28 protein-coding genes are annotated in these 25,152 nt (G+C 41.8%); 3 read left to right on the top strand and 25 right to left on the bottom strand.

All coding sequences use genetic code 11. The features are described 5' to 3' along the window. Position 1 precedes the first annotated feature (1 nt). From ADH90_RS03365 to ADH90_RS03260, 22 genes are all read right to left on the bottom strand, one after another. Positions 2–760, bottom strand: a complete 759-nt coding sequence (locus tag ADH90_RS03365) for a threonine/serine exporter family protein (RefSeq protein ID WP_049529963.1) — start codon at positions 758–760, stop codon at positions 2–4. A gap of 104 nt (positions 761–864) precedes the next feature. Next, a complete protein-coding gene (gene pknB / locus ADH90_RS03360) occupies positions 865–2,751 on the bottom strand; it encodes a Stk1 family PASTA domain-containing Ser/Thr kinase (protein WP_049529962.1) in 1,887 nt (628 codons plus the stop codon). Continuing rightward, entirely contained in the window at positions 2,748–3,488 is a 741-nt protein-coding gene (locus tag ADH90_RS03355; RefSeq protein WP_045763175.1) for a Stp1/IreP family PP2C-type Ser/Thr phosphatase, read from the bottom strand. The genes pknB and ADH90_RS03355 overlap by 4 nt, the downstream gene beginning before the upstream one ends. A gap of 15 nt (positions 3,489–3,503) precedes the next feature. Next, the gene (gene rsmB / locus ADH90_RS03350) at positions 3,504–4,817 is read right to left on the bottom strand and encodes a 16S rRNA (cytosine(967)-C(5))-methyltransferase RsmB (RefSeq protein WP_049530002.1); all 1,314 of its coding nucleotides are present in this window, start codon (positions 4,815–4,817) and stop codon (positions 3,504–3,506) included. Then, a complete protein-coding gene (gene fmt, locus ADH90_RS03345; protein WP_049529961.1) occupies positions 4,810–5,745 on the bottom strand; it encodes a methionyl-tRNA formyltransferase in 936 nt (311 codons plus the stop codon). The genes rsmB and fmt overlap by 8 nt, the downstream gene beginning before the upstream one ends. Before the next feature lie 12 nt (positions 5,746–5,757). After that, entirely contained in the window at positions 5,758–8,154 is a 2,397-nt protein-coding gene (locus ADH90_RS03340; protein WP_049529960.1) for a primosomal protein N', read from the bottom strand. Positions 8,155–8,238: 84 nt separating this feature from the next. Then, complete coding sequence (gene rpoZ, locus ADH90_RS03335; protein ID WP_006146546.1) at positions 8,239–8,553, bottom strand: DNA-directed RNA polymerase subunit omega; 315 nt, start codon at positions 8,551–8,553, stop codon at positions 8,239–8,241. 24 nt (positions 8,554–8,577) lie between these two features. Then, positions 8,578–9,204, bottom strand: coding sequence for a guanylate kinase (gmk, locus tag ADH90_RS03330; protein WP_000775049.1), 627 nt, complete (start codon positions 9,202–9,204; stop codon positions 8,578–8,580). 136 nt (positions 9,205–9,340) lie between these two features. Further along, complete coding sequence (locus ADH90_RS03325) at positions 9,341–10,954, bottom strand: ribonuclease Y (protein WP_049529959.1); 1,614 nt, start codon at positions 10,952–10,954, stop codon at positions 9,341–9,343. Between the two features lie 213 nt (positions 10,955–11,167). Next, a complete protein-coding gene (locus ADH90_RS03320) occupies positions 11,168–11,422 on the bottom strand; it encodes a Txe/YoeB family addiction module toxin (RefSeq protein WP_049492101.1) in 255 nt (84 codons plus the stop codon). Positions 11,423–11,425: 3 nt separating this feature from the next. Next, entirely contained in the window at positions 11,426–11,680 is a 255-nt protein-coding gene (locus tag ADH90_RS03315) for a type II toxin-antitoxin system Phd/YefM family antitoxin (protein WP_186822552.1), read from the bottom strand. A 131-nt stretch (positions 11,681–11,811) separates the two neighbouring features. Next, the gene (locus ADH90_RS03310; protein WP_049529958.1) at positions 11,812–12,909 is read right to left on the bottom strand and encodes a nucleotidyltransferase; all 1,098 of its coding nucleotides are present in this window, start codon (positions 12,907–12,909) and stop codon (positions 11,812–11,814) included. 9 nt (positions 12,910–12,918) lie between these two features. Next, positions 12,919–13,659: a methyltransferase domain-containing protein gene (locus ADH90_RS03305; protein WP_049530001.1), complete on the bottom strand. Its 741-nt coding sequence runs from the start codon at positions 13,657–13,659 to the stop codon at positions 12,919–12,921. Between the two features lie 110 nt (positions 13,660–13,769). Next, positions 13,770–14,123 (bottom strand): ribosome silencing factor, encoded by a 354-nt coding sequence (rsfS, locus tag ADH90_RS03300; protein WP_049529957.1) that lies wholly within the window; start codon positions 14,121–14,123, stop codon positions 13,770–13,772. A gap of 11 nt (positions 14,124–14,134) precedes the next feature. Next, positions 14,135–14,635: a cysteine hydrolase family protein gene (locus ADH90_RS03295; RefSeq protein WP_049529956.1), complete on the bottom strand. Its 501-nt coding sequence runs from the start codon at positions 14,633–14,635 to the stop codon at positions 14,135–14,137. Continuing rightward, on the bottom strand, positions 14,636–15,229 hold the full coding sequence (gene yqeK, locus ADH90_RS03290; RefSeq protein ID WP_049529955.1) for a bis(5'-nucleosyl)-tetraphosphatase (symmetrical) YqeK: 594 nt from the start codon (positions 15,227–15,229) through the stop codon (positions 14,636–14,638). Then, positions 15,229–15,858: a nicotinate-nucleotide adenylyltransferase gene (locus ADH90_RS03285; protein ID WP_049529954.1), complete on the bottom strand. Its 630-nt coding sequence runs from the start codon at positions 15,856–15,858 to the stop codon at positions 15,229–15,231. The genes yqeK and ADH90_RS03285 overlap by 1 nt, the downstream gene beginning before the upstream one ends. A 51-nt stretch (positions 15,859–15,909) precedes the next feature. Continuing rightward, complete coding sequence (gene yhbY, locus ADH90_RS03280; protein WP_000060171.1) at positions 15,910–16,221, bottom strand: ribosome assembly RNA-binding protein YhbY; 312 nt, start codon at positions 16,219–16,221, stop codon at positions 15,910–15,912. Between the two features lie 83 nt (positions 16,222–16,304). Next, on the bottom strand, positions 16,305–17,411 hold the full coding sequence (gene yqeH / locus ADH90_RS03275; RefSeq protein ID WP_049529953.1) for a ribosome biogenesis GTPase YqeH: 1,107 nt from the start codon (positions 17,409–17,411) through the stop codon (positions 16,305–16,307). 2 nt (positions 17,412–17,413) lie between these two features. Beyond that, entirely contained in the window at positions 17,414–17,941 is a 528-nt protein-coding gene (locus ADH90_RS03270; RefSeq protein ID WP_049529952.1) for a YqeG family HAD IIIA-type phosphatase, read from the bottom strand. A 16-nt stretch (positions 17,942–17,957) separates the two neighbouring features. Continuing rightward, complete coding sequence (locus tag ADH90_RS03265; protein WP_049529951.1) at positions 17,958–18,863, bottom strand: magnesium transporter CorA family protein; 906 nt, start codon at positions 18,861–18,863, stop codon at positions 17,958–17,960. A 51-nt stretch (positions 18,864–18,914) separates the two neighbouring features. Beyond that, positions 18,915–19,481, bottom strand: coding sequence for a mechanosensitive ion channel family protein (locus tag ADH90_RS03260; protein WP_049529950.1), 567 nt, complete (start codon positions 19,479–19,481; stop codon positions 18,915–18,917). A gap of 151 nt (positions 19,482–19,632) precedes the next feature. Here ADH90_RS03260 and sstT point away from each other — a divergent pair, with 151 nt between their 5' ends. Further along, positions 19,633–20,838 carry a serine/threonine transporter SstT gene (gene sstT, locus ADH90_RS03255; RefSeq protein ID WP_049529949.1) on the top strand — a complete coding sequence of 402 codons (1,206 nt, stop codon included), beginning with the start codon at positions 19,633–19,635 and terminating at the stop codon, positions 20,836–20,838. A 64-nt stretch (positions 20,839–20,902) separates the two neighbouring features. After that, positions 20,903–21,874 carry an aromatic acid exporter family protein gene (locus tag ADH90_RS03250; RefSeq protein ID WP_049529948.1) on the top strand — a complete coding sequence of 324 codons (972 nt, stop codon included), beginning with the start codon at positions 20,903–20,905 and terminating at the stop codon, positions 21,872–21,874. 70 nt (positions 21,875–21,944) lie between these two features. Here the strand turns inward: ADH90_RS03250 and ADH90_RS03245 are convergent, their stop codons facing one another. Both ADH90_RS03245 and typA read right to left on the bottom strand, forming a co-directional pair. Further along, entirely contained in the window at positions 21,945–22,193 is a 249-nt protein-coding gene (locus ADH90_RS03245; RefSeq protein WP_000262655.1) for a DUF3165 family protein, read from the bottom strand. Positions 22,194–22,212: 19 nt separating this feature from the next. Continuing rightward, complete coding sequence (gene typA / locus ADH90_RS03240; RefSeq protein ID WP_049529947.1) at positions 22,213–24,054, bottom strand: translational GTPase TypA; 1,842 nt, start codon at positions 24,052–24,054, stop codon at positions 22,213–22,215. 161 nt (positions 24,055–24,215) lie between these two features. On the opposite strand from typA, the gene ADH90_RS03235 reads away from it, so the two are divergent. Continuing rightward, positions 24,216–24,941, top strand: coding sequence for a 16S rRNA pseudouridine(516) synthase (locus ADH90_RS03235; protein WP_049529946.1), 726 nt, complete (start codon positions 24,216–24,218; stop codon positions 24,939–24,941). Between the two features lie 42 nt (positions 24,942–24,983). Here ADH90_RS03235 and ADH90_RS11540 read toward each other — a convergent pair. Continuing rightward, positions 24,984–25,152 (bottom strand): DUF4190 domain-containing protein (locus tag ADH90_RS11540; RefSeq protein ID WP_152904468.1); only part of this gene is annotated, 169 nt, incomplete at its 5' end.

Genomic DNA, 25,152 nt, shown 5'->3' with positions numbered 1-25,152 from the left:
ATTAGTTCATTAGTACGAGGGCGACTGATGTTCCAGCCCCTAAGGCAAGGGTAATCAGCAAGGATTCAAACATCTTGCTCATACCAGAGTTAATGTGATTGGTCATAATATCTCGAACAGCATTGGTCAGGGCAATTCCAGGTACAAAAGGCATAACCGCACCCGCAATCACCAAATCCGCCGTCGATGGTAAACCAGAATAGCGCGCCCAAAATTGTGCAATCAAACCAAAGACAAGAGCACCTGCAAAAGCTGTCATAAAAGGAATACGAATAAACTTCTCTACATAGAGAGAGCAAGTAAAGGCAAATAAGGTCGCCACTCCCGCTCCGATGGCATCATAGACATTCCCCCCAAACATGATAGAGAAGAAGGGAGCACTGAGAGCCGCTGCAGCAGTTAGTTGAACATTGGTATAGGGAGACGCCTTAGCATTTAATTCCTTTAATTGGATAAAGGCTGTCTCCAGATCAAGCTGTCCTGCTACAAGCTGCCTTGAAATTTGGTTAACATCACATACCTTCTCAATATTATAAGAGGAGGATGTCACTCGCTTCATACGAGAGATATTTGTATTTTCAATGGAGAAAAAAATGGCGGCAGGCATGGCCAAAACATTACAATCCATAATGCCCTGTGAATGAGCAATCCGAATCATGGTATCTTCAACACGATAAATCTCAGAACCATTGCGAAGCAGAATTGTTCCAGCTAGCATGACGACATCAATAACTGCATTCAGTTTTTTTGATTCTTCCATATTTCCCTCCTTTTTCAAACTCCATTTTATTTTATCATAATTTCGGAGGAAAAAAAATCTTTGTCACAAAAACTGTGACAAAGATTGGTTTATATATAGAGAGTCTATTGATTTCGTTGACTTCCAGTTCCATCTTGTGTAGGAGTCGTTGGATGGTTACCCTGCGTAGGGTTTGTAGGGTTTGTTGTGTCAGTTTGACCAGAATTATGTTCTGACGAAGGTTGACTAATTGGTGGTGAAGTTTTTTTAGGTTTATAAATATAGAGTTTAACTATCGGATTGCTTAAATCAAGTTTTTCATCCGGTGCGGGACTTTGTTTCGCAATCTCACCTTCTTTAATTCCTTCTTGTGCTATCTCCACTTCTTTAATTTCAATTCTATCTTCACTAATACCAATACTTTTAAGATTATTTTTAGCAAATTCAAGATTTGAGCCAATGTAGTTTGGCATAGTTATCGTCGTCACCTTTTTCTTCTTAGCAACAGTTAAAACGATAGAAGTGGCCTTGGTAAGATCATAGGTCGTCCCTTCTGAAAGGCTCTGTTTTAAAACAACACCGGGTTCCGATTCACTGGACTCTTCTTCCTCAATCTTAATCAGATTTTCAGGAACTTTGTTTTCCTTGAGCTCAGCAATGACATCAGTCGATTTCCGACCGATGTAATTACCAATCTTAAAGGATTGCTTACCAGACGAAATAATCAGATTAATCTTACTCCCCTCTTTTCGGTTACTACCCGCCTCAGGGTCTGTCCGAATCACTCGCCCTTCCTCGACTGTTTCACTAGCTTCCGTTTTCTCATCACCAACTTCAAAGTTGGCTTTTTTCAAGGTTTCCTTAGCTTCAGCAACTGTTTGACCTGCTACATTTGGAATATCGATGTTAGCTGGTGTTCTGGATAAAATCCACACCAGAGAAGCGGCAACCAGTACGAAACTTGCTAGTAGAACTAGATAACGTGCTTTAAAACGACGTTTTTTCACTGGTTTTTCCACAGATTTTTTAGCGCTTACTTCTGGGCTAGCTTTAGTTGCCTGATGGGCATCTGCCTGTGGTTGAACCTTAGGAATAGAGGTCAAGGTTGTTTGAGAAACCTTTGGCAATGTCTTTGTGTCCGCCTTAGTAGCATCATCAAAAACAAGTTTAGGTTCATTTCTGCGGTTATAAGATAGACTGCTAGATAAATCAACATACATCTCTGAAACCGACTGATATCGATCTGTTAGCTTTTTAGCAGTTGCTTTGATAACCACATTCTCCAAAGCTTGTGGAACAGATGGATTTTCAGCTATGACCGAAGGAAGAGGTTTTTGAAAATGCTGGAGAGCGATGGTTACTGCACTATCGCCATCATAAGGGATATGCCCTGTCAGCATTTCATAGAAAATAATCCCCATGGCATAAATGTCACTTTGGAACGTTGCTTTAGAACCACGAGCCTGCTCAGGTGACAAGTAGTGGACAGAGCCCAGCATAGAGTTGGTCTGAGTCAGACTGGTCTCTGCAAAGGCTACGGCAATCCCAAAGTCCGTTACCTTAGCCGTCCCATCCGGAGTTAAAAGGATGTTTTGAGGCTTTAAGTCACGATGGACAATACCTTTAGTGTGCGCCAAGCGCATCGCTAAGAGAATCTGACCCATGATACGGACAGCTTCTTCATTTGAGAGGGGATGGTGTTCCTTGATATAGCGCTTGAGATCAAGACCAGCTACATATTCCATAGCTAGGTACTGTTGACCGTCCTCTTCGCCGATATCCGTTATCCGAACGATATGGGGATGATCTAAGTCAGCCATTGCACGCGCTTCACGCTGAAAACGCGCAACAGCAATCGGGTCAGTCTGGTAGTTAGTCCTCAAGACCTTAACAGCTACCTCTTCCCCGTCTAAGATCAAATCCTTGGCCAGGTAGACATCTGCCATACCTCCACGGCCAATTTGTTTGATAATCCGATACCGCCCGGCAAAAATCTTGCCGATTTGGATCATAGTGCCGCCTCCTCCTCAATCGAAACAAGGGCAACTGTAATATTATCAAGCCCTCCGGCATTGTTGGCAAAGCGTACCAAAGTGGCTGCCTTATCATCAAGAGAGATATCGCTAGTCACAATATCATAGATCTCACTACCTGAAATCATATTGGTTAGACCGTCACTATTCATGACCAGATAGTCACCTGCTTCCAAGCTGACAATTCCTAAGTCAGGTTGAATTTCATCTTTTTGTCCGATAGATTGAGTGATAATATTCTTTTGTGGATGTGCTTCAGCTTCTTCAGGTGTCAATTGACCCGCCTTGAGCAATTCGTTAACCAAGGAATGATCGCTTGTCAGTTGACGGTACTCTTCTCCTCGAATGAGACCGATACGAGAATCTCCAATATGAGCGTAAATAGCTTGATGATCAATGATTGCAAGGGCTTCTAGAGTTGTCCCCATTCCCTTGTAGGCTTCATCACGCCCCATTTGATAAATCTTTTGATTTTCAACTTCTAAATGGTGGGCAAACCATTCGCGAACTTCATTAACGGTGTCAATCTGCGTATCAACCCAGGCAACACCCAAATCAGTTACTGCCATCTCGCTGGCAATATTACCTGCACGGTGTCCTCCCATCCCATCAGCCAAGATGATCATTGTACGACCGGCACGGTTGACAAAAAGATTGACATAGTCTTGATTATTTGTACGTTTCTGACCCACATCTGTTAATAATGAAATCTCCATTGTGTCAGTTCCTTCCTAATTGGATATCTTACGAAATTGGCTGATAAAGAATCCATCACTTCCGTATAATTCCGGAGTAATGAGGATACAGCCATCTTTTAGGATATCCTTACATTCATGTTCTAGTTTAACCTGCTCAAAGTCGGGATGACTTTCTAAAAAAGCTTGAACCACTTGAAAGTTCTCTTCCGAGACAATAGTACAGGTACTATACGTTATTATACCACCTTTACGTAGCGTTTGACAAACACTACCTAATATTTCCAATTGAATTTCCTGTAATGACGCGAAATCTGCTGTCTCTTTATTATATTTGATATCTGGTTTTCGACGCAATAGACCAATCCCTGAACAAGGGGCATCAACAAGAATCTTATCAAATTGATCCTTACCAAAAAATTCATGCACTTTTCGAGCGTCTAGTTTTTGCGTTTGGACACGGTCCGCTACACCTAAACGCTGAGCATTCTCTTGAATTAAAGTGAGTTTGTGGTCATAGAGATCTAGAGCCGTCACCTGACCTGTCGTCAGATAGGATGCCATATGGGCGGTCTTTCCGCCAGGAGCTGCACAAGCATCTAAAACCTGCTCGTCGCCTTGTAGCTCTAGTGTTGGTGCAACCAGTTGACTTGACTCATCTTGGATAGTAATAAGTCCTTCTGAAAACAAGTCATGACTAGCAAAATGCCCCTGTTCCTTAACCAGACCAGCAGGAGATAAATAAGAATCACTTGCACCAAGCAGAGCTTTGATTTCCTCTTTTCGGCTCAAATCTGTTACGCGAATACTGGCTTTATTGCGTTGCAAAAGACTCTCAAAAATCGCTTGCGCTCGCTCTTCTCCATACTCTTCCTTGAGCTTAGAAACCAACCACACTGGCAAAGAGTAGGCGATAGAATCACGCTTATTTTTACGTTTGATACTGGCAATATCTGGCAAACCTTCTCGCAGGATACGGCGCAGAACAGCATTGACTAGTTTTTCGCTACCTTTTTTGCGAAGTTTAGCTAGTTCCACTGCTTCATTGACCACTGCATGGTCAGGTAGCTTATCCAAGTATTGGAGTTGATAGACACTCATGAGAAGCAGAACATAGAGCCAACTATCTAGCCTCTCTCTGTCTTGGATAAAATGAGACAAATACCATTCTAAAGTTAGTTTTCGAGCTACGGTTCCGTAAACAAGCTCTGTCACCAAGCCTTTATCTGCCGCTGACAGTTGACTTCCCTTAAGGTGTTTATTTAAGGCGATATTGGAGTAAGCTTGTTGGATAAAGACATCCTCCAATACCTCTAAAGCTAAACTTCTAGCCGTTTCCACTTTAATCACCAAATCGTTCTCCTATTGCCAAAGTTCGTCCCACACCGTTGAGGAAGGAAGCAATGTCCATCTTAGGTTTTCCTGCTGGTTGAACCTGTTTGAAAGACAGGGCTCCTTCTGCTGTTGCGACAATCAATTCCTTCTTACCGATGGAAAGAATCTCACCTGGATTCCCCTCGCCTTCTACAGGCAGAGCTTCATAGATTTTGAAGCGTTCGCCCTTTAGAAAAGTATGAGCAACTGGCCAAGGATTCATACCACGAATTTGGTTAAAGAGTTGACGATTGGTCTTGTACCAGTCCAACTTTTCTTCTTCAGGTTTGATATTAGGCGAAAATGTAACCTGGCTTGGGTCCTGTGGTTGAGGCTGAATCTCGCCAGCAATGTATGCAGGCAAAGTATCCAAAAGCAAATCACGACCAACAATCGCCAATTTCTCAAACAAGGTTCCTACATTGTCCTCATCAGTAATGGGAATACTACGACGAGAAATCATATCTCCTGCATCCATTTCCTTGACCATTTCCATAATGGTTACTCCTGCCTCCTCATCACCCTGAATCAAGGCATAATGGATAGGAGCACCACCACGGTGTTTAGGAAGGAGCGAAGCATGAACATTGACTGCAAAATCCATGCTATCAAGGAGTTTACTTGGGAGGAATTGTCCAAAAGCTGCTGTTACAATCCCATCAGCTCCCAAATTCATGATGGCTTCCATTTCTGGACTACCTGATAATTTTTCAGGTTGGTAGATAGGTAGGCCTGCCTCTTTGGCTGCTTGTTTGACTGGGGTTTCTTGGATGACTTTTTTACGTCCAACCGCACGGTCTGGCTGAGTTACAACTGCAACAATCTCGTAGCGATCATCTGTCAAAAGTCCCTTTAAAACAGTCGCTGAAAATTCAGGCGTTCCCATAAATATTAGTTTTGTCATATCTTCTCCTTCTTATAAAAATTGTTGCGGTTCGTGGTCAATACTGAGACGAAGTTCACTATTTTCCCGTTCTTGTGTCAAGGCCAAGACCTGGTTAAGGGTTGGACCTAGCTCATCTTCTAAACGGTATTTAATTAAAATCTGATAATGATAGAGGTTATGAGTCCGAGCAATAGGTTTTGGCGTTGGTCCAAGGATGATACTAGCATCCGACAAACCTGACCGCAATATTTCCATGACTTGATAAGCACGTCTAAGAACCTCTTCTTCTTTCTTATGAGACAAGGTAATTCCAATTGTGAAATAATAAGGTGGATAACCCAACTGACGTCTGATACCCATTTCATAGGCATAAAAGCCTTCATAGTCCTGATCCTTGGCAAAGCGAATAGCATAGTGCTGAGGATTGTAAGACTGGATCAAGACCTGCCCAGCTTTTTCAGCCCTTCCTGCTCGTCCTGCCACCTGGGTCAAGAGTTGGAAAGTTCTCTCAGAAGAACGGAAATCAGGAAGGTTCAAGGCTGTATCCGCATTGAGAACACCAACCAAGGTTACATTTGGAAAGTCCAAGCCCTTGGCAATCATCTGGGTTCCTAGCAATATGTCCGCTTCACCATTGCCAAATTGTTCAAGTAAAGCTTGGTGACTACCCTTTTTACGAGTTGTATCCACATCCATGCGCAGAATACGTGCCTCTGGAAAGAGTTCAGCTAGCTCATCGTAGGCCTTCTGAGTTCCTGTTCCATAGTAACGAATACTGCGACTCTGACAGTTTGGACAGACATGAGGAATATCCTTAGAAAAACCACAATAATGACAATTCATAGTTTTAGTATCCATGTGCAGAGTAAGAGAAATATCACAGTTTGGACAGGTATCCACGGCCCCACATTCCCGGCACATGACAAAACTAGAATAGCCACGGCGGTTGAGCATGAGAACCACTTGCTCTTTTTTATCCAGTCGATCTTGTATTGCCTCAATCAGTGGTGGTGTAAAGTTGGACGTTTCATTCTGCCCGATATAGTCACGGAAGTCAATCAGTTGAACCTCAGGAATACTTGCTAAAGGATTGGCCCGTTGCGTCAGGCGTAGATGTTGATAGACACCCTTGCCAGCACGCGCACGACTTTCTAGACTCGGGGTTGCAGAACCAAGGACTAATGCTGCTTGATTGTACCGGGCACGTAAAAGAGCCACATCCCTAGCATGATAACGAGGATTGCTGTCTTGCTTGTAGCTGGCCTCGTGCTCCTCATCGATAATGATTACCCCTAGATTTTTCAAAGGTGCAAAAATGGCAGACCTAGCACCAACAACTACCTGGGCTTCTCCTCGCTCCACCTTGCGCCATTCGTCGTACTTTTCACCATTGGACAAACCTGAATGGAGAATGGCTACTTTATCACCAAAACGAGCAATGAAACGCTCTGTCATTTGAGGTGTCAAAGAGATTTCTGGGACTAAAACGATAGCTGTTTTCCCCATATCCAAGGCTCCTTGGATAATCTGCAAGTAAACCTCCGTTTTCCCACTTCCTGTGATTCCTTGTAGAAGAAATGGAGGATGTTCTTTCCCAATCGCTCCAACAACTGCCTCACAGGCTTCTTTTTGTTCTGGATTTAACTCTAGGGCTTGATTCGATTCAATTCCTTCAAAGTAGGCAGCTGAACGTTGGACTTCCTTTTGAACGATGGTAACAGCACCACGTCCCACAAAGAAGTTAACTTGCTCGCGTGAGTAATGTTCTAACAAATCAGCCAAAGGTGCACTTTCAGGATGTGCTAATAAATATTTTCGCAGTTCCAATTTCTTCTTGGCACGGTTCGAGATTTCTAGTTTTTCTAATTTGTCAGGATTCACTTCAACCCAAGACTGCGTTTTAACCTTTTTCTGGTCTACAGCCTGATACTCTAGTTTCAAGAGCCCTTTTCGGGTCAAGCACATCATCTCAGCTTGCTTTTCTAGGTCGAGAGATGAAAATGCTAGAGACTCCTGCGAACCAAACAAACGGTCTCTGTCCTTCTGACTCAAGCCTTCCAGAGGATAGAGGATCTTATCATAGCTAGAATTCAAAAATCCCGGAAGCATAGCTTTAAGAATGGAAATTTTATAAGAGAATACTGACTTACGTAGTTCTTCAGCTAACCAGAGCTGTTCCTCCGTTAAGACAGGAGAAAAGTCCAGCACCTCGGCAATTTCTTTTAAGTCCTCGTCTGCCACATCTGCATCAGATTGAGACTCCAACCCAAGAACAATTCCCTGAATCAAGCGATTGGCCTTCCCAAAAGGTACATGAACCCGCATGCCAACTTTCAGCATCTCTTCAAATTCCTCTGGAATCTTGTAGCTATAGGGCTGGTCTGTCTGCATCAAGGGAACATCCACAATGATTTTTGCAATAGCCATATCCTCACCTCCTTCTCTTCTTAAATCCTTTTAATTAATTGAGTATTCTTGCAATAGAAAAAATAAGATTGAGTCCCCCCAACCTTAAATTTTTTCACCTTCTTCTTTTTCTTTCGCGATTTGCTCTTTAATTTTCTTTTCTTCTTCTTCTTTCAATCGTCTTTCTTCTTCGATACGACGACGAACAGCTTCGCGTTTTCCTTCTGGATCTGGGTGGATGGTTACATTCCCAGATTCAATTTCTTCCAGAGCACGAAGAGTAGATTTTTCAGATTTAAATTCTTGAGTAGCAGGTGCTCCAGCTTCTAATTCGTGAGCACGCTTTGCTTCCAAGATGACGAGTGAATATTTTGATGGTACCTTATCAAGCAAGGTATCAATAGAGGGTTTAAGCATCATTTGTTTGTACCTATTTTCTATAGTTTATCGAATAGTCGGAGACTTTGGTAGCATATCCTGATAATGACCAATCACGCGGTCTACACGGAAATGTTCAGCTTCAATGACACGTTTCACACGTTCTGCTGCAAGAGGAACATGATCATTGACAATAGCGTAGTCATACTCACGCATCAAAGCAATTTCTTCCTTAGCTTTTTCGATACGCTGGGCAATCACTTCTGCACTATCGGTACCACGGCCTACGAGACGGTCTTGCAATTCTTCCAAATCTGGTGGTGTCAAAAAGATAAAGACAGCATCTGGCACTTTTTTCTTGACCTGGAGAGCTCCCTGCACTTCAATTTCAAGAAAGACATCGATTCCCTTATCAAGTGTTTCGTTGACATAGGTCAGAGGAGTTCCGTAGTAGTTGCCTACATACTCTGCATACTCTAACATCTGCCCTTGACGGATCAATTCTTCAAATTCTTCACGCGTACGGAAGAAATAGTCAACTCCGTCTACTTCACCTGGACGTTGAGCCCGTGTTGTCATAGATACAGAATATTGGAATTGATTTTCAGAACTCTCAAAAATTTCTCGTCTAACCGTTCCTTTTCCAACTCCTGAAGGACCTGAAAAAACGATTAGTAAGCCACGGTCTGCCATTATGTCTCCTTTGGATAGTTTGTGAAATGACTTGAAAATTTCTGTAAGATTATATGTCTAAAGCCATTTCTGCACACTACAATCTTTCTATCTAGTGTAACAAAAAAGCAGTAATTTTTCAACTGCTCTTTCTTATTTATTTTGCATAATCAACTGCACGAAGTTCACGAATCACGGTTACCTTGATATTTCCTGGGTAATCGAGGTTGCTTTCAATTTTCTCACGAACTTTGTGAGCTAAGATTGTGACCTTGTCGTCCTTGATTTGACCTGGATTTACCATGATTCGGATTTCACGACCTGCTTGAAGGGCAAAGCTATTTTGAACTCCTTCAAAGCTATTAGCGATTTCCTCTAAATCATGGAGACGTTTGATGTAGCTTTCAAGCGATTCACTACGAGCTCCTGGACGGGCTGCGCTTAAGGCATCCGCTGCAGCAACGATGACTGCGATCACACTTTCAGGCTCTACATCTCCGTGGTGACTGGCAATAGTATTCACCACAACTGGGTGTTCCTTGTACTTGCGAGCCAATTCAGTACCAATCTCAACGTGGCTACCTTCCACCTCACGGTCAATGGCTTTCCCAATATCGTGAAGGAATCCCGCGCGACGAGCAAGGGTAGCATTTTCACCAAGTTCGCTAGCCATGATACCAGCCAACTTAGCCACTTCAATCGAGTGGTGCAAGACATTTTGTCCGTATGAAGTACGGAACTGCAAGCGACCCATGATCTTCATCAAGTCAGGGTGAAGGTTCGGTGCACCAATTTCATAGGCTGCAGCTTCACCATATTCACGAATCTTGTTATCAATCTCTTGACGATTTTTCTCAACCAACTCTTCGATACGAGCTGGGTGAATACGTCCATCCTTAAGCAAGGTTTCCATAGTCATACGGGCAATCTCGCGACGGATAGGATCAAAACCTGACAAGGTTACCACTTCTGGCGTATCATCAATGATGACATCAACCCCTGTCAAACTTTCAAAAGTACGGATATTACGTCCTTCACGACCAATGATACGACCTTTCATCGTATCATCAGGCAGATGAACCGTAGAGTTGGTAGACTCAGCCACATACTCACCAGCAATTCTCTGCATGGCTTGAGACAAGATATCCTTAGCCAATTTGTCTGAACGTTCCTTAACTTCTTGCTCAGCCTCACGAATGCGACTAGCAATTTCCTTAGTCAAGTTTTCCTCTGTCTGGGCTAAGATAATGTCTTTTGCTTCCGACTGAGTCAGACTTCCGACACGCTCTAGTTCAGCTTGCTTTTGTTTCTCAATTTCTTCTAGTTGCTCTTCACGTACATCAAGGTTTTTTGCTCTATCAGAAATACTTTGTTCTTTTTGTTCAAGTGTTTTTTCTTTGTTCGTCAAATTGTCATCTTTACGATCAAGACTGCTAGCACGTTCGGTCAAACGACTTTCGATTTGCTTGAGTTCTTGACGTTCTGATTTAAATTCAGCGTCCACTTCTTCACGGTATTTTCTGGCTTCTTCTTTGGCCTCCAATAGTGCTTCTTTTTTAAGAGACTTGCTTTCGCTCTTAGCTTCATTGAGTAATAAATCCGCTTCGCGCTCAGCTTGTCCTCGTAAATTAGTTGCTTCTTGTTCAGCATTTAAAAGCATCAGCTCTGCAGCCTCTTGTGATGATTTCATCTTGACTGAGATGCTGACATATCCAATGACTAAACCAATGATGACGGCAAAAACAACGATAACAATCGCCATAATTTCCATGTTTTTACCTCAATTTATTTGTTTATCCGAATGATATGCATTCTTATACATTCTACCATAAAAAATCATTTTTAACAAACCTTAAATGGAAGATGTTTTGGTCATTTCAAGGCTAAAAATCCTTATTTTTCCTAATAAAATAGGCTGTTCTCCCTTATTAAATTTTTAAAGATTTTTTTCAAAAAAAGTTAAAAAGTCTACCTTTCAGTAGACTTAATAATGATCCTTAAAGGACAAGAAAGCGATGCTATCTCCATCCATCATGTAAATCAAGCGATTTTCTGCGTCAATACGCCGTGACCAGGCTCCTTGGTAGTCATATTTGAGTGGTTCTGGTTTACCAATTCCTGTAAATGGATCACGTTGAATATCCTTAATTAGTTTGTTGATTCTTTTTAATGTTTTCTTATCTTGGTTTTGCCAATAGCAATAATCTGCCCAGGCATCCTCTGTAAACTTGAGTAGCATCCATCATTCCTCAATCACATGCACCTGAGTGTGTCCCGCACGAACTTGGGACATTCCTCGCAAGACCTTGTCAGAAAGCTCCTTATTCTGAGCAATTCTCAAAGTTTCTTGAATACTATCCCACTCGCTCTTTGAAAGGACTACAATGTCCTCGTCAGGATTTTTATTGACCACCGTCAAAGGCTCAAACTCATCGTTTACCTTCTTCATATAATCCTTCAAATGATTTCGGAATGTTGAGTAAAGAACTGCTTCCATAACCATACCTCGTTTTACCTCTTTTCCACTATTATACACAAAAAGAAAGAAATTGTCAGGAACTTGTACAAGTTTTTTCTTTTCTATCTATTTATTCGAAAAAATCTCAAAAAGCCTACCTTTCAGTAGACTTAGTTTGATTCTATTCTATTGGGTACTCTGCCGAAATTCTGCTCTTCTATACTTGGATGTCCCAGTTGATAAATTTGGTCTGCCTTTTGAGTCATAGCATCCCAAGGTTCTTTACCGATTCGGCTGACGAGATTGACCTGCTCCTTGAGAGCTTTAAGGTGTTGTCTGCCTTTTTCGGTAAAACCAAGGATGTGAATACCTTCTGGCAGGCCACTTTCTCTGGCCTGCACCAAGGTATAGGTCAAGAGGCGTCTGACACGGGCCTTGGTGTAGCGTTTGGTCGCCACTAACTCAACCAATTCTTCTACAGACTGGGCTGTTTTGATGGCTTCCTTAATGCGCACAGCCATCTCTTGATTAACCTGATAGATAGTAGTTAGTTCTGGATTTGACAAGATTTGATAGCGTAAAAGCGGAAAATAATCTTCCCAGCTCACCTTACTAGCATTTTCAAAAAGGGCAAGAGAAGGCATAAAGCGTTCTAAGAAATCTTTATCACTTTGGTGCTGACGGAGAGCTGTGGCCGAGGCAAAGTCTACATCCTTGTTCACAGAATGATAGCCGGCTCCTTGACGCTGAATCGGATGAAGTCTGATGTTTCGTCCTGCAACCGCCTTGGCATAAGCGAGAGCAAGGACATGATTGGGCGTATTGCCTGAAAAATCAAGACCTGCAAATTCCTTCCACATAGCTTGCGTTTTCTGAGGGTAGGAGAGAGAGTCAGGTAAATTATCCACAAATTTCTCCATCTCAGCACCTTTCTCTGTGTATAAGTCAGCAATTTTCTGGTAATCCAGAACTTCCTCTGTCCCGAAAGCAAGAGTGTTAATCCCCAAACGAACCAAGATAGCCACTGCACCCTGACCGAAAAAATCTGCTGCTTGGACACTAACTAAAAAGGGCAATTCTACCACTAAGTCCGCCCCATTTTCCAGCGCCATCTGAGCCCGTGTCCACTTATCCACGATAGCAGGCTCCCCACGCTGCATGAAATTCCCAGACATGACAACGATTTTCAGTCCCTCTGCCTGTTCCAGTAGGTATTTGTGGCCATTATGAAAGGGATTGAACTCCGCGATAATACCTGTAATGGTCATGGAAATCTCCTACTTCTGAGCAACGAAAAACCAACGGGTACTGGTTTCTGTTGGCTCCTTGTCTTCAAAGTCCGCAAAGAGTTTGAAGGACTTGAAACCAGCCTGCTCCAGCAAAATATCATAGGTCAAGACCTCGTAAGTCCGTTCCTCATGTACCTCATCATGACGGCTAAAGGAACCATCTGCCTCCTTGACAAAGAAGGTCAGTTCATGCACGATGGAGTGAGGAGCATCGTCCTCATAGGTATCCCACAGCATGGCAAAGTCTTCAGCGTTTTCATGGTAGGAATAGCCTGGGAAGACCTCATCTGTCTGGTAAGTCGAATGCACATCAAAGATAAAGATACCATTTTCATTGAGGGCATTATAAACTTCCTTAAAGACATCCCCGACTTCCACCTCATCCTGCATATAACAGATAGAGTCCGAATAACAAGTGACAAAGTCGTATTTACCAGCCTTGGACAAATCCAGCATGTTGCCTTCAATGAAATCAATCTTTTGCTTGGCTGAAGCCGCTCTCTTTTCGGCAATCTTCAACATATCCGCACTCAAATCAAGTCCAGTCACATCAAAACCAGCTTGAGAAAAGCGCACAGACTGGATCCCTGTCCCGCAAGCAAGCTCCAATAGTTTCTTTCTGTCCTTGGTTTTAGGCAAATGACGTAGAGAAAAATCCGTCCATTTATCGTATAAACTATCATCCATCACAGCATCGTAAACAGCCGCAAAGGTTTCATAAGTTGCCATAATCATGATACCAAGAGCCCCATGGTAAACACCACTAGCCCTTACCTTTCTAACAATTTTCTTCTAACATAAGCAAATAAAACCCAGTTGATTACAACTGAGTTCATCTTCTATGCTAAGGCTTCTGAAATGTCTACAGAATTTGCCTCATGCCATAGTTTTTCGAGGTTATAGTGGGCACGCATTTCTTCTGAGAAGATATGCACTACGACACTACCGAGGTCTAATAGGACCCAGCCTCCAGCTGCATCGCCTTCAACATGGCTACCTTTAAAGCCAGCTTCAGCTACTTTTTCACGGATGTTATCAGCGATAGCATCCAACTGACGGCTATTCATAGAGCTAGTAATAACAAAATAGTCTGTCACACTGGTCAAATCTTGTACGTCAAGTGCGAGGATATCCTCCGCACGTTTCTCATCAGCCGCTTTCACGACTAGTTCTAGTAATTCTTTTTCGTTCATTTAATCCTCTTTTAAAAAATATTTTTAAAATCTAGGACATCTGCAAAGCGCTCCTCCCAAATGTCCTCATAAAATTCATTGATCGTTTCTGCTGGAATGTCATCCCCATCAAACGTTGTGCAAGTTCCTTCTGGAATAATAAGCTTATAGCCATATTCAAAAGCAACCTTGACAGAGGTATCCACACAATATTCTGTCTGCATACCACATAAAACTAATTTTTCAATCCCCTGTTTATCCAAGTATTCTTTTAAGCCAGTTTCTTTGAAAATACTATTATACTTCTTCTGAAAGACCTTTTCATCAGGTTTTCGATTTAAAAGCGTAGATAACTGCCAATCTTCTGATGTTTGGGCTTCAGGGTTCTCAATATGTTGAACATAGATAATTTCGATATTCTTACTTCTAGCTTGGTTTTGTAAATAAGAAATTTTTTCCAATAGACCTTTTGTCTGAAACCCCGTTTCCACTAAAATATTTTGTACATCAATAATGATAAAAGCCGTCTTCATTTAATCCTCTTTCAAATAGTGCACATAGGCGTTATAGGTTTCAAGGGTTTTGGGATAGATGGGAAATCCCTGGTGAGCTAAATGCTCCACAGTACGAGCTGTTTCGTAGGCCACAGCCTTATTGAGAGATAGCTCAGCAATCTCACGTGCCTGGTCCACACCTGGAAAGGCACGATTGTGCTCGATATAGTCTGCGACGTAGATAACCTTATCAAGGTCTGTCATCTGACTTGCTCCGACTGTATGAATTTCGATAGCCCGTAAAATTTCAGGATCTTGCAAGTTCAAATCTTCCTGAATTTTGTAAATGCCGACCATACCATGCCAGACATTATTGCCCCAGTTTTTAAGGTCTGGATCTAGTTGATATCGATCAATCAAGTCTAGAAACTCTTGATCTGATAGTTTTTTAGCATAATCATGAAGTAGCCCTGCTAGACCTGCCTTCTCAACATCCACACCAAAGCGCTGAGCCAATTCTATGGCTGCACGCTCTACACCCAGACAATGGGTTAGACGTTTTTCAGGTAGGAGCTCTGCCATTTTTTCCAACAATTCTTCACGGGAACAGTTGATGTAGTCTTGGTATGCCATCAGTAAAGCCCTTCTTTCTCGATATAGTCTAGCACTGGTTTGGGTAGGAGAAAGTTGGGTGTGCGTCCTTGGGCGATGAAATCACGCACCATACTAGATGAAATATCCATGAGAGGCACATCCACCCAGATAACGGGATAAGAAGTCCCTGCCTTGTAACGTGGGCGCTGAACTCCTACAAACTGAACCATGTCAACCAGGTCGTCAATTCGATACCACTTAGGCAGATAGTCCACCATGTCAGCTCCGATAATGAAATAATAATCCGTATCTGGATGTTGCTCTGTCAAAATCTTCATGGTGTCGTAGGTGTAGGAAATGCCCTTGCGCTCTAGCTCAATAGTCTCAATAGCTAAACCTTCGATTCCGTCAATTGCCAATTCAAGCATTTTGAGACGGTGGTGTTCAGGAATGGTTTCCTTTTTATCTACGTGAGGTGGTTGATATTCGGGCATGAGCAAGACCTGATCCAATCCCAACTGCTGGCGGACTTGGTCTGCCACGATAAGGTGGGCGTTGTGAACAGGGTTAAAATTCCCCCCTAAGATTCCAACTTGCTTGCGTTTTTTATCCTTGATTTCTGGCTCTAACTCCACTTTGGTAAAGGGAGTTAATAATTCGATTGCCATAGGTTAATCTCCTTTACTTTTCTGTAAAAACAGTTTTTTGGAGTGTCATTCTTAAATTTCTTTGACTTTTTTAGAAATCTTGCGATTTTCTTTCTTGCTTGATTGTTTATACAAAATCAAGATACGTCCGATTTTTTGGACTGTATCCACACCTATTTCTTCTTCTAAGATTTCAGCTACTTCGTGGATATTTTCATCTGTGTTTTGCAAGAGAGTAACCTTGATCAATTCGCGAGCATCAAGTGCCTGACGAACGCTGGTTTTGATTTGGTCGTTGAGTCCATTTTTCCCGATTTGGATGATGGGTTTGAGGGTGTGTGCCTGGCTGTTGAGGAAGGCACGTTGTTTCGATGTTAATGACATAATTCATTTAAGAGAGTTTCTTTTTATACTTTTCTGGGCTCGTAATGCTCACCTTTATAAAGACAACTCTTTCCTTTCTGTGTTTAAATAATTGCTTTTCGTGTGACGACGGCGACGCCTTCTGGGGCCCAGACGGCGACTTTGGCGGTGCCTGTTACACGAATCCAGCCTAGTCCTGAGATGACTAGGTCTGTCTTATCCTTGATAGTAAAGACATGTTGGACTAGTTTTGGAAAGTCTTCTTTTTCTTTGCTATTTGGTGGTGTTAGAAGAGTTCCCAGGTGCTTGTCATAAAAGGCGCTAGCCCCTTCTAGCTTGGTACGATGAAGTTTGAGTTCATTGTCAAAGAAAGCTGTAAATCCTTGCTTTTCTCCTGAAATGAAGTCAAATCGTCCCAAGCCACCTAAAAATAGAGTTTGTTCAGGGTTTAGCTGATAGGTTTTTGGCTTGATTTCCTTTTTAGGGCTGACATACTTGAGATTTTTGGCCGTCAAGTAGTGAGCCATCTGGTGACGATGGATAATTCCAGGCGTATCGTAGATATAAGAACCATCATCAAGCGGGATATCAATCTTGTCCAAGGTTGTCCCTGGGAAGCGTGACGTCGTAATGACATTCTGGTCGCCCGTGATTTCTTGGATAATGGCATTGATTAGAGTTGATTTTCCAACGTTGGTTACCCCAACGACATAGACATCGCGTCCCTTACGGTAATGCTCGATTTTGTCAATGACTTCCTTAATGGCATGCTTATTTTGTGCAGAAGTTAGGACGACATCAACTGGACGAAGACCCTCCTCATGGGCACGTTCCATGAGCCATTGGCTAATTTTACCAGGCTTAACAGACTTAGGAAGGATGTCTTTTTTATTTCCAACCAAGAGCACATCATTACCCGATACAAAACGTGGCAAACCTGGGATGACAGAACCATTGAAGTCAAAGATATCAATGACATTTACTACCAAGGCATCGCTATCTCCAACCTCGTGCAAGAGTTTGAGGAAATCATCATCCGTTAACTGAACATCAGTGATTTCATTGTAGTGACGAAGACGGAAACAACGCTGGCAATAAACTTCTCCAGTTTCCAAACCTTTTTCAAGTGCTGACTGAGGTGTAAAACCTAAACCAGTCTTATCTTCCGTCTGAATGATTGCTCCACAACCAATACAGAGAATTTCTTCCATAATTAGATTCCTTTTTTATATGTAATCGGTCCGTACTTTTCAGCGATTTTTCTCATCACACGACGCTCACGCGCTCGGTTAATCTGAGTCTTAATAGAGTCGTGCTGAACCAAGGGTTTAACCAAAATCGAACGAATACCTGCTCGATGGGCTGCTCGAATATCCGTCATCAGCTGGTCGCCTACCATGACCACTTGGTCTTTTTCATAGTGGAAATGTTTCATGGCACGGTTAATTCCTAAAGTAAAGGGCTTCAGTGCCCAGTAAACATAGTCAATGTCAAATTTTTCAACTGCTCGTTTGACACGTTTGGGAGTATTGTTAGATACCACAATGATACGTATCCCAGCATCGCGCAGATCATGCAACCATTGCTTCATCTCTACCGTTCCATCTGGATTATTCCAAGCAATCAGGGTATTATCCAAATCAACCAAAACAGCCTTGATCCCCTGCTCTTGCAGGCTTTGGACTGTCAAATCATAAACTGCTTCTACAGCAAAGTCTGGCATGTAGTTTTCAATCACCATTTTGGCTCCTTTTCTTTTATTTTCTAGTAATTTTCTTCAGCCATTGAGATAAGGCTGCCCATAAAATCAAGCTAGCCATTAAGATATAAATCCAAGCATTTGGCTCTTCTGTAAATGGTAGAGGAACATTCATTCCGAAGAAACCTGTAATAACCGCAAGTACTGCTAGTAAGACGGAGATAATAGTCAAAATTGACAAACTATCATTCAAGTTATTGTTTAGGATGTTGTTGTAAGAAGCTGAGAGTTGTTGCAAGACTTGAGAAATCAAGTCTGTCATAGACACCAACTGATGGGCTTCAATCATGGCATCATCAAACTGCTCTCGTTCGACATCATTAAATCTCCGATAAAGAGCATGGCCCTGGATATGTTCCAAGAGGAGTCGATTTTGTTTTGCCGCTGCTGTCAAGTAAACCATACCTGTCTCCAAGTCAGAGAGGGCGAAGAGATTTTTCTTTGTTGTAGTTTGACGTAGCAAGGCACTAATTTCGTCCTTACTTTTATCCATCTCTTCAATGACAGGATAATAAGCGTTACTGATAATCTCTAAACCAGCAAAGAGAAACTTGTAAATAGAAAGCGACTCATGGCTATCCAGATAAGCTAACATCTGATCAATGACATAAGCATTCTTATGGTTGCTGATGGTAATCATTCGTTGCTTTTCAACGATAAAGGTCATGGGAATCGCTTCATAGTAATCCTTGTCCTTTTCTAAATCCAGAACATTGTAGATAAAGGTCACAGTCCCATTCTCACGGTTATAATCCATATGGGCACGTTCATTTTTATCCAGCGCATATTCGATAGTTTCTTTATCCAATCCGTAGATTTCAGATAAATCTTCAAGATTTTTAATTTTTTCTACATCTAGATTGATCCAAACACAATCATTTCCTAATTTCTCATCTAAAAACATCGTTTCTCCTTTACCAAACTCTTTCTATTGTACCATAAATCAAGTAAAATTTCAGTTCTCTTCTTTTCTTGAAAAATTGCTAACCACAGTAATATTGCGGTTAGGAACAAAGTGAAGGGCTTGGTCATCACTTCTCAGTTGAGTCGTTCGAATTCCGACACTAACTACTTTTCCTGATACAGTAATAGGCCCATTGGTCAAAATAACTTCATCTCCTACATCCAACTGACGTTCAAAGAGAATAAAGAAGCCGTTGATGACGTCTGAAAGGAAGCCTTGTGCCCCCATACCTATAGCCACTCCAGCAATCCCCGCACCTGCAAGCAAGCTAGAAACAGGTAACCCTAAAATAGATAAGATACAGTAAATCAAGAAGAAATAAAGTGTGTAGTTGAAAATATTCTCAAGCAAACGAGAAATAGTCTTTTGTCTACCTGCATCTCGATTTGAAAACTTAAGTGAAGGTTTAACAATCTTTCCTACAGCAACATGGAGGAACTTTTTAGCTATATAAAATAGAAGGATAAGAAGTAGAAGAGAAATCACCTTAGTCAAGAGATTCTCTAATACAGTTGTTAAATCTAATTTATCTAAATAACGTTGAAAAAATTCTTGCATATAAAACTCCTTTTCTATCCATTATACCATAAATCCTTCCCAGCCATCCTTTTCATAAATATTCATTAATTCCAACGAAACATATAACTCACTTGCTTTTCAAGCATATTTATACTATAATCATAAACAATACACAAAAAAGGAGACCTCTATGAAAAGAATCATTCGTGCTTGGAACAAAACAAATTTGATCAAACGTATCGGAATCGGAATGACCATCGGAGCTATCCTCGGCCTATTCGTTCCTAATCTAACTGGCATTGGTTTATTGGGAGATTTATTTGTAGGAGGACTAAAAGCTATCGCTCCTATCCTGGTTTTTGCTTTAGTCGCTAACGCCCTTTCCCAACACCAAAAAGGCCAAGATAGCAATATGAAAAGAGTCATTTTCCTCTATTTGCTGGGGACTTTTGCTGCGGCTCTTGTAGCAGTTTTGGCTAGTTTTCTCTTCCCTGTTCAGATGGTCTTGAGTAGCGCTAGCACAGAAGTTACTCCTCCAGACGGTATCGGACAAGTGCTCAGCAATCTTCTGCTAAAAATAGTAGATAATCCTGTCAATGCCATCATCGAAGCTAACTATATCGGAATTTTGTCTTGGGCTATCGTCTTTGGGATTGCCATGCGAGAAGCTAGCAAAAATAGCAAGGGACTACTCAAAACAATGGCCAGTGTGACTTCAAAAATCGTGGAATGGATCATCAACCTGGCGCCCTTTGGTATCCTGGGCTTGGTCTTTAAAACCATCTCAGACCAAGGTATCGCTAGTTTAGCAAATTACGGAATCCTACTCGGACTTTTGATTGCCACTATGGTTTTCGTTGCCCTAGTGATCAATCCTCTGATTGCTTTTCTCTTTATCAAGAAAAATCCATATCCCTTGGTGTGGAAATGCTTGCGTATCAGTGGCGTTACAGCCTTTTTCACCCGAAGTTCCGCTGCTAATATCCCTGTTAATATGAAACTCTGTGAGGATCTAGGTCTTAATCCAGATACCTATTCTGTCTCAATCCCCTTGGGATCAACCATCAATATGGCTGGAACTGCTGTTACCATCAACATCTTAACCCTAGCAGCTGTCAATACTCTAGGAATCTCAGTTGATTTTGCAACAGCCTTTGTACTCAGTATCGTTGCAGCCATCTCTGCCTGCGGTGCTTCAGGAATCGCCGGAGGTTCACTCCTACTTATCCCAGTTGCCTGCAGTCTCTTTGGGATTACCAACGATATTGCTATGCAGGTTGTGGGTGTTGGTTTCGTTATTGGTGTTATTCAAAACTCTTGCGAAACAGCCCTCAACTCTTCAACAGATGTCCTCTTTACAGCAGTAGCAGAATTTTCCTCTGCTCACAAAAACTAATCTAGACAAGCCTTTTTAGGGCTTGTTTTGTCTGGTTTCTATCATTCATTATAGGAAATGTCTCATGTCCATCACCCAACGTACTTTAAAACTCGTTCTGGCAACCTGTTTTGCCTGTGTCCTAGCCTACTTTCTCGATTTATCTTCAGCAGTGTCCGCTGGTATCATTGCCCTTTTGAGCTTGTCTGATACTCGTAGAAGCACTATAAAACTAGCTCGCAATCGTTTATTCTCTACCCTTCTTGCTCTTTTCATTGGTGTCCTTTCCTTTCACCTGACTGGCTACCATATCTGGAGTTTCGGTCTCTATTTGGCCCTCTATGTTCCCCTTGCCTATAAATTCGGCTGGGAAATTGGCATTACCCCGAGTAGTGTCCTGGTCAGTCATCTCTTGGTTCAGAAGTCTACATCACCAGATCTGCTAGTGAATGAGCTCCTCCTATTTCTTATCGGTACGGGATTTGCCTTGACTGTCAATCTCTATATGCCTTCTCGACAAGAAGAAATCCATCTCTATCATCTCAAGGTAGAAGAAAAACTCAAACACATTCTACAACGTTTTGAATATTATCTTGGAAAGGGCGATGGCCGTAACCGTGCTCAACTCGTTGAGGAACTGGATCAGCTTCTTGAAGAAGCTCTCAAACTGGTCTATCTTGATCACTCTGACCATCTCTTTCATCAGACCGACTATCATATCCACTATTTCGAAATGAGACAGAGACAGAGTCGCATTCTTCGTAATATGGCCCAGCAAATCAACACCTGTAATCTAGCAGCAAGCGAAAGCCTAATCCTTGCCCAGCTATTCGCTAAAATTGCAGATCAACTCAGTCAGACCAATCCAGCCAACGATCTATTAAATGATATTGAAAGCTACCTGCAGGTATTTCGCAATCGTAGCCTCCCTAAAACAAGGGAAGAATTTGAAACGCGCGCAACATTACTTCAACTCCTGCGCGAATTGGAAAACTTTATCCAACTGAAAGTTGACTTCTATCAACGCTATTCTGAAGAAAAAAGCAATCTATCTTAATCAAAAAAACTTCTATCAGCCAACTAGTTGCTAATAGAAGTTTTTGTTATTTTAGGATTCGAATTGATGATTAGTGTTTTTTTCGAATTGACATGAGACTGATATCTCGCAAACTAAAGTAAGCAAGGACCAGCATGGCTACTGTGATAAAGAATTCTGTTGGTAGCTGAAAGATTTGCAGGATGGACAACATGAGCAAAATCACGAGGGAAACGAGACCAAAAACAAGAATTACAATATTAACCGTTCCCTTGATACTTTGAGGTGTCGCAAATATATAGAGTAAGAGTAATAAAATCCCTATGATTAAATAGACCATTTTCTGCTCTTTCTAGCTTTTATTCAGCTGACTTTTTCTTTTTGTTTGCTTTTTCGCGCTCTGCCTTGTTAAGGATTTGTTTACGCAAACGGATAGACTCAGGCGTTACTTCCATGTATTCATCGTCGTTCAAGAACTCAAGTGATTCTTCAAGAGTCAAGATACGAGGAGTTTTGATAACCGCTGTTTGGTCTTTAGTAGCTGAACGAACGTTGGTCATTTGTTTAGCCTTAGTGATATTAACAGTCAAGTCATTTTCACGAGAGTTTTCACCGATGATCATTCCTTCGTAAACCTCAGTACCTGGGTTAACAAAGATAGTTCCACGTTCTTCGATAGACATGATAGAGTAAGTTGTAGCCTTACCAGCATCGATCGAAACAAGGGCACCACGGTGACGTCCACCAATTTCACCCGGAATCAATGGCAAGTATTGGTCGAAGGTATGATTCATAATCCCGTAACCACGAGTCATTGACAAGAACTCAGTCGAGTATCCAATCAAACCACGCGCAGGAACTAGGAAGACCAAACGAGTTTGACCATTACCTGTTGCAATCATATCCAACATTTCACCCTTACGCTCAGAAAGGCTTTGGATAACAGATCCTTGGTATTCTTCTGGAGTATCGATTTGCACGCGCTCAAATGGTTCACATTTGACGCCATCAATTTCTTTTACGATAACTTCTGGACGAGATACTTGAAGCTCATAACCTTCACGACGCATAGTCTCGATGAGGATTGACAAGTGCAATTCCCCACGTCCTGAAACTGTCCATTTATCTGGTGAGTCTGTTGGATCTACACGAAGAGATACGTCTGTTTGCAATTCTGCTTGCAAGCGCTCTTCAACCTTACGAGAAGTCACCCATTTACCTTCGCGACCAGCAAATGGTGAGTTGTTAACCAAGAAGGTCATTTGAAGAGTAGGTTCGTCGATGTGAAGAACTGGAAGAGCTTCAACTGCATCTGTTGGAGTGATTGTTTCCCCAACGAAGATGTCTTCCATACCTGATACGGCAATCAAGTCACCAGCCTTAGCTTCTTGGATTTCACGACGTTCCAAACCAAAGAAACCGAAGAGTTTTGTGACACGGAAGTTCTTAGTTGTACCATCCAATTTAGAAAGGGTAACTTGATCCCCAACCTTTACACTACCACGAAAGACACGTCCGATACCGATACGACCAACGAAATCATTGTAGTCCAAGAGTGACACTTGGAATTGAAGGGGCTCATCTGAGTTATCGATTGGAGCTGGAATGTGGTCGATAATAGTGTCAAAGATTGGCGCCATAGTCTTTTCTTGGTCTGCTGGATCATCTGACAATGAAGATGTTCCGTTGATAGCTGACGCATAAACAACTGGGAAGTCAAGTTGGTCATCATCCGCACCAAGCTCGATGAAAAGTTCCAAGACTTCATCTACTACTTCTGCTGGACGAGCTGATGGCTTATCGATTTTGTTAACCACAACGATAGGCACAAGGTCTTGTTCCAAGGCTTTTTTCAATACGAAACGAGTCTGTGGCATGGTTCCTTCGTAGGCATCTACGACCAAAACAACACCGTCAACCATTTTCATGATACGTTCAACTTCTCCACCGAAGTCCGCGTGCCCTGGTGTATCCATGATGTTGATACGAGTTCCGTTGTAGGCAACTGCTGTATTTTTCGCAAGGATGGTAATTCCACGCTCTTTTTCAATATCATTTGAGTCCATTGCGCGTTCTGCCAACTCTGTACGCGCGTCAAGAGTTTCAGATTGTTTCAACAATTCGTCAACAAGGGTAGTTTTACCGTGGTCGACGTGGGCGATAATCGCGATATTACGGATATCTTCTCTTAATTTTGTCATGATTTCCTCTATTGTATTCAAAAATTTATTTTCTAACTGAACGATTATACCACAATTTTGAGCAAATGACTTAACTCAAGTAAGTGTAAATGTTTTCAAAAGAAAATTCATTCCTTCTCTTTTCTTTTCAAAAATTCCGACTTGTGATAAGATAGGCTGGTATGCGTTTAGATAAATTATTAGCCCAGGAAAAAATCAGTCGAAAAGCCATGAAACAAGCTCTTTTGAAAAAAGAAATTTTAGTTGATGGACTCCCTGCTAGTTCCCTTGCACAGAATGTTGATACGGGATTACAAGAGTTGATTTTTCAGGGTATAAAAATCCAAGGATATGATCACACCTATATCATGCTTCACAAACCAAATGGTGTCGTGACAGCAAGCAAGGACAAGAAGCTCCCAACGGTTATGGACATACTACCTCAACACCTCCAATCAGACCAACTCTATGCTATCGGTCGTCTGGATCGGGATACGACAGGACTCCTCCTCTTAACGGACAATGGGCCTCTAGGTTTTCAACTCCTCCATCCTCAATACCATGTCGATAAAACTTACCAAGTAGAGATCAATGGGCCACTAACTCCCGACCATATTCAAGAGTTCAAAGACGGGATTATCTTTCTTGACGGAACTATTTGTAAACCTGCTCAACTTGAGATTTTATCCTCAAGTCCTAGTCTCAGCAAAGCCACTATCACCATCTCTGAAGGAAAGTTTCATCAAGTCAAAAAAATGTTCCTCTCAGTCGGTGTCAAGGTAACTGCTCTCAAACGAGTTCAATTCGGGAATTTTATATTGGACCCTGAGCTAGCAGAAGGTGAGTTCCGACTTCTGAACAAAGAAGAATTACAGGTTATAAAAAATTACTTAGAAAATAGTGGATAAAACAAAAAAGCTTTAAACAAATAAAGCTTTTTTTAATCTTCTTTAGCGTACGAATAGCATAACACCTAAAATAAAGTGAAGTGCAGATATTACAATCCCTAGGATGGACAAATTTTTTTCTCTCTTATAGTCTAGTCCAGATTCTTTTTGGTGTGAATTAGCCAAGACTAGACCAATGATCCCCAAAACGAGACCTACGATTGGAGATAGC

Origin of the sequence: Streptococcus pseudopneumoniae (genome assembly GCF_001073085.1) — a bacterium.
GTDB classification, from domain to species: Bacteria; Bacillota; Bacilli; order Lactobacillales; family Streptococcaceae; genus Streptococcus; species Streptococcus pseudopneumoniae_M.
This window is presented reverse-complemented; position numbering and strand designations above follow the sequence as displayed.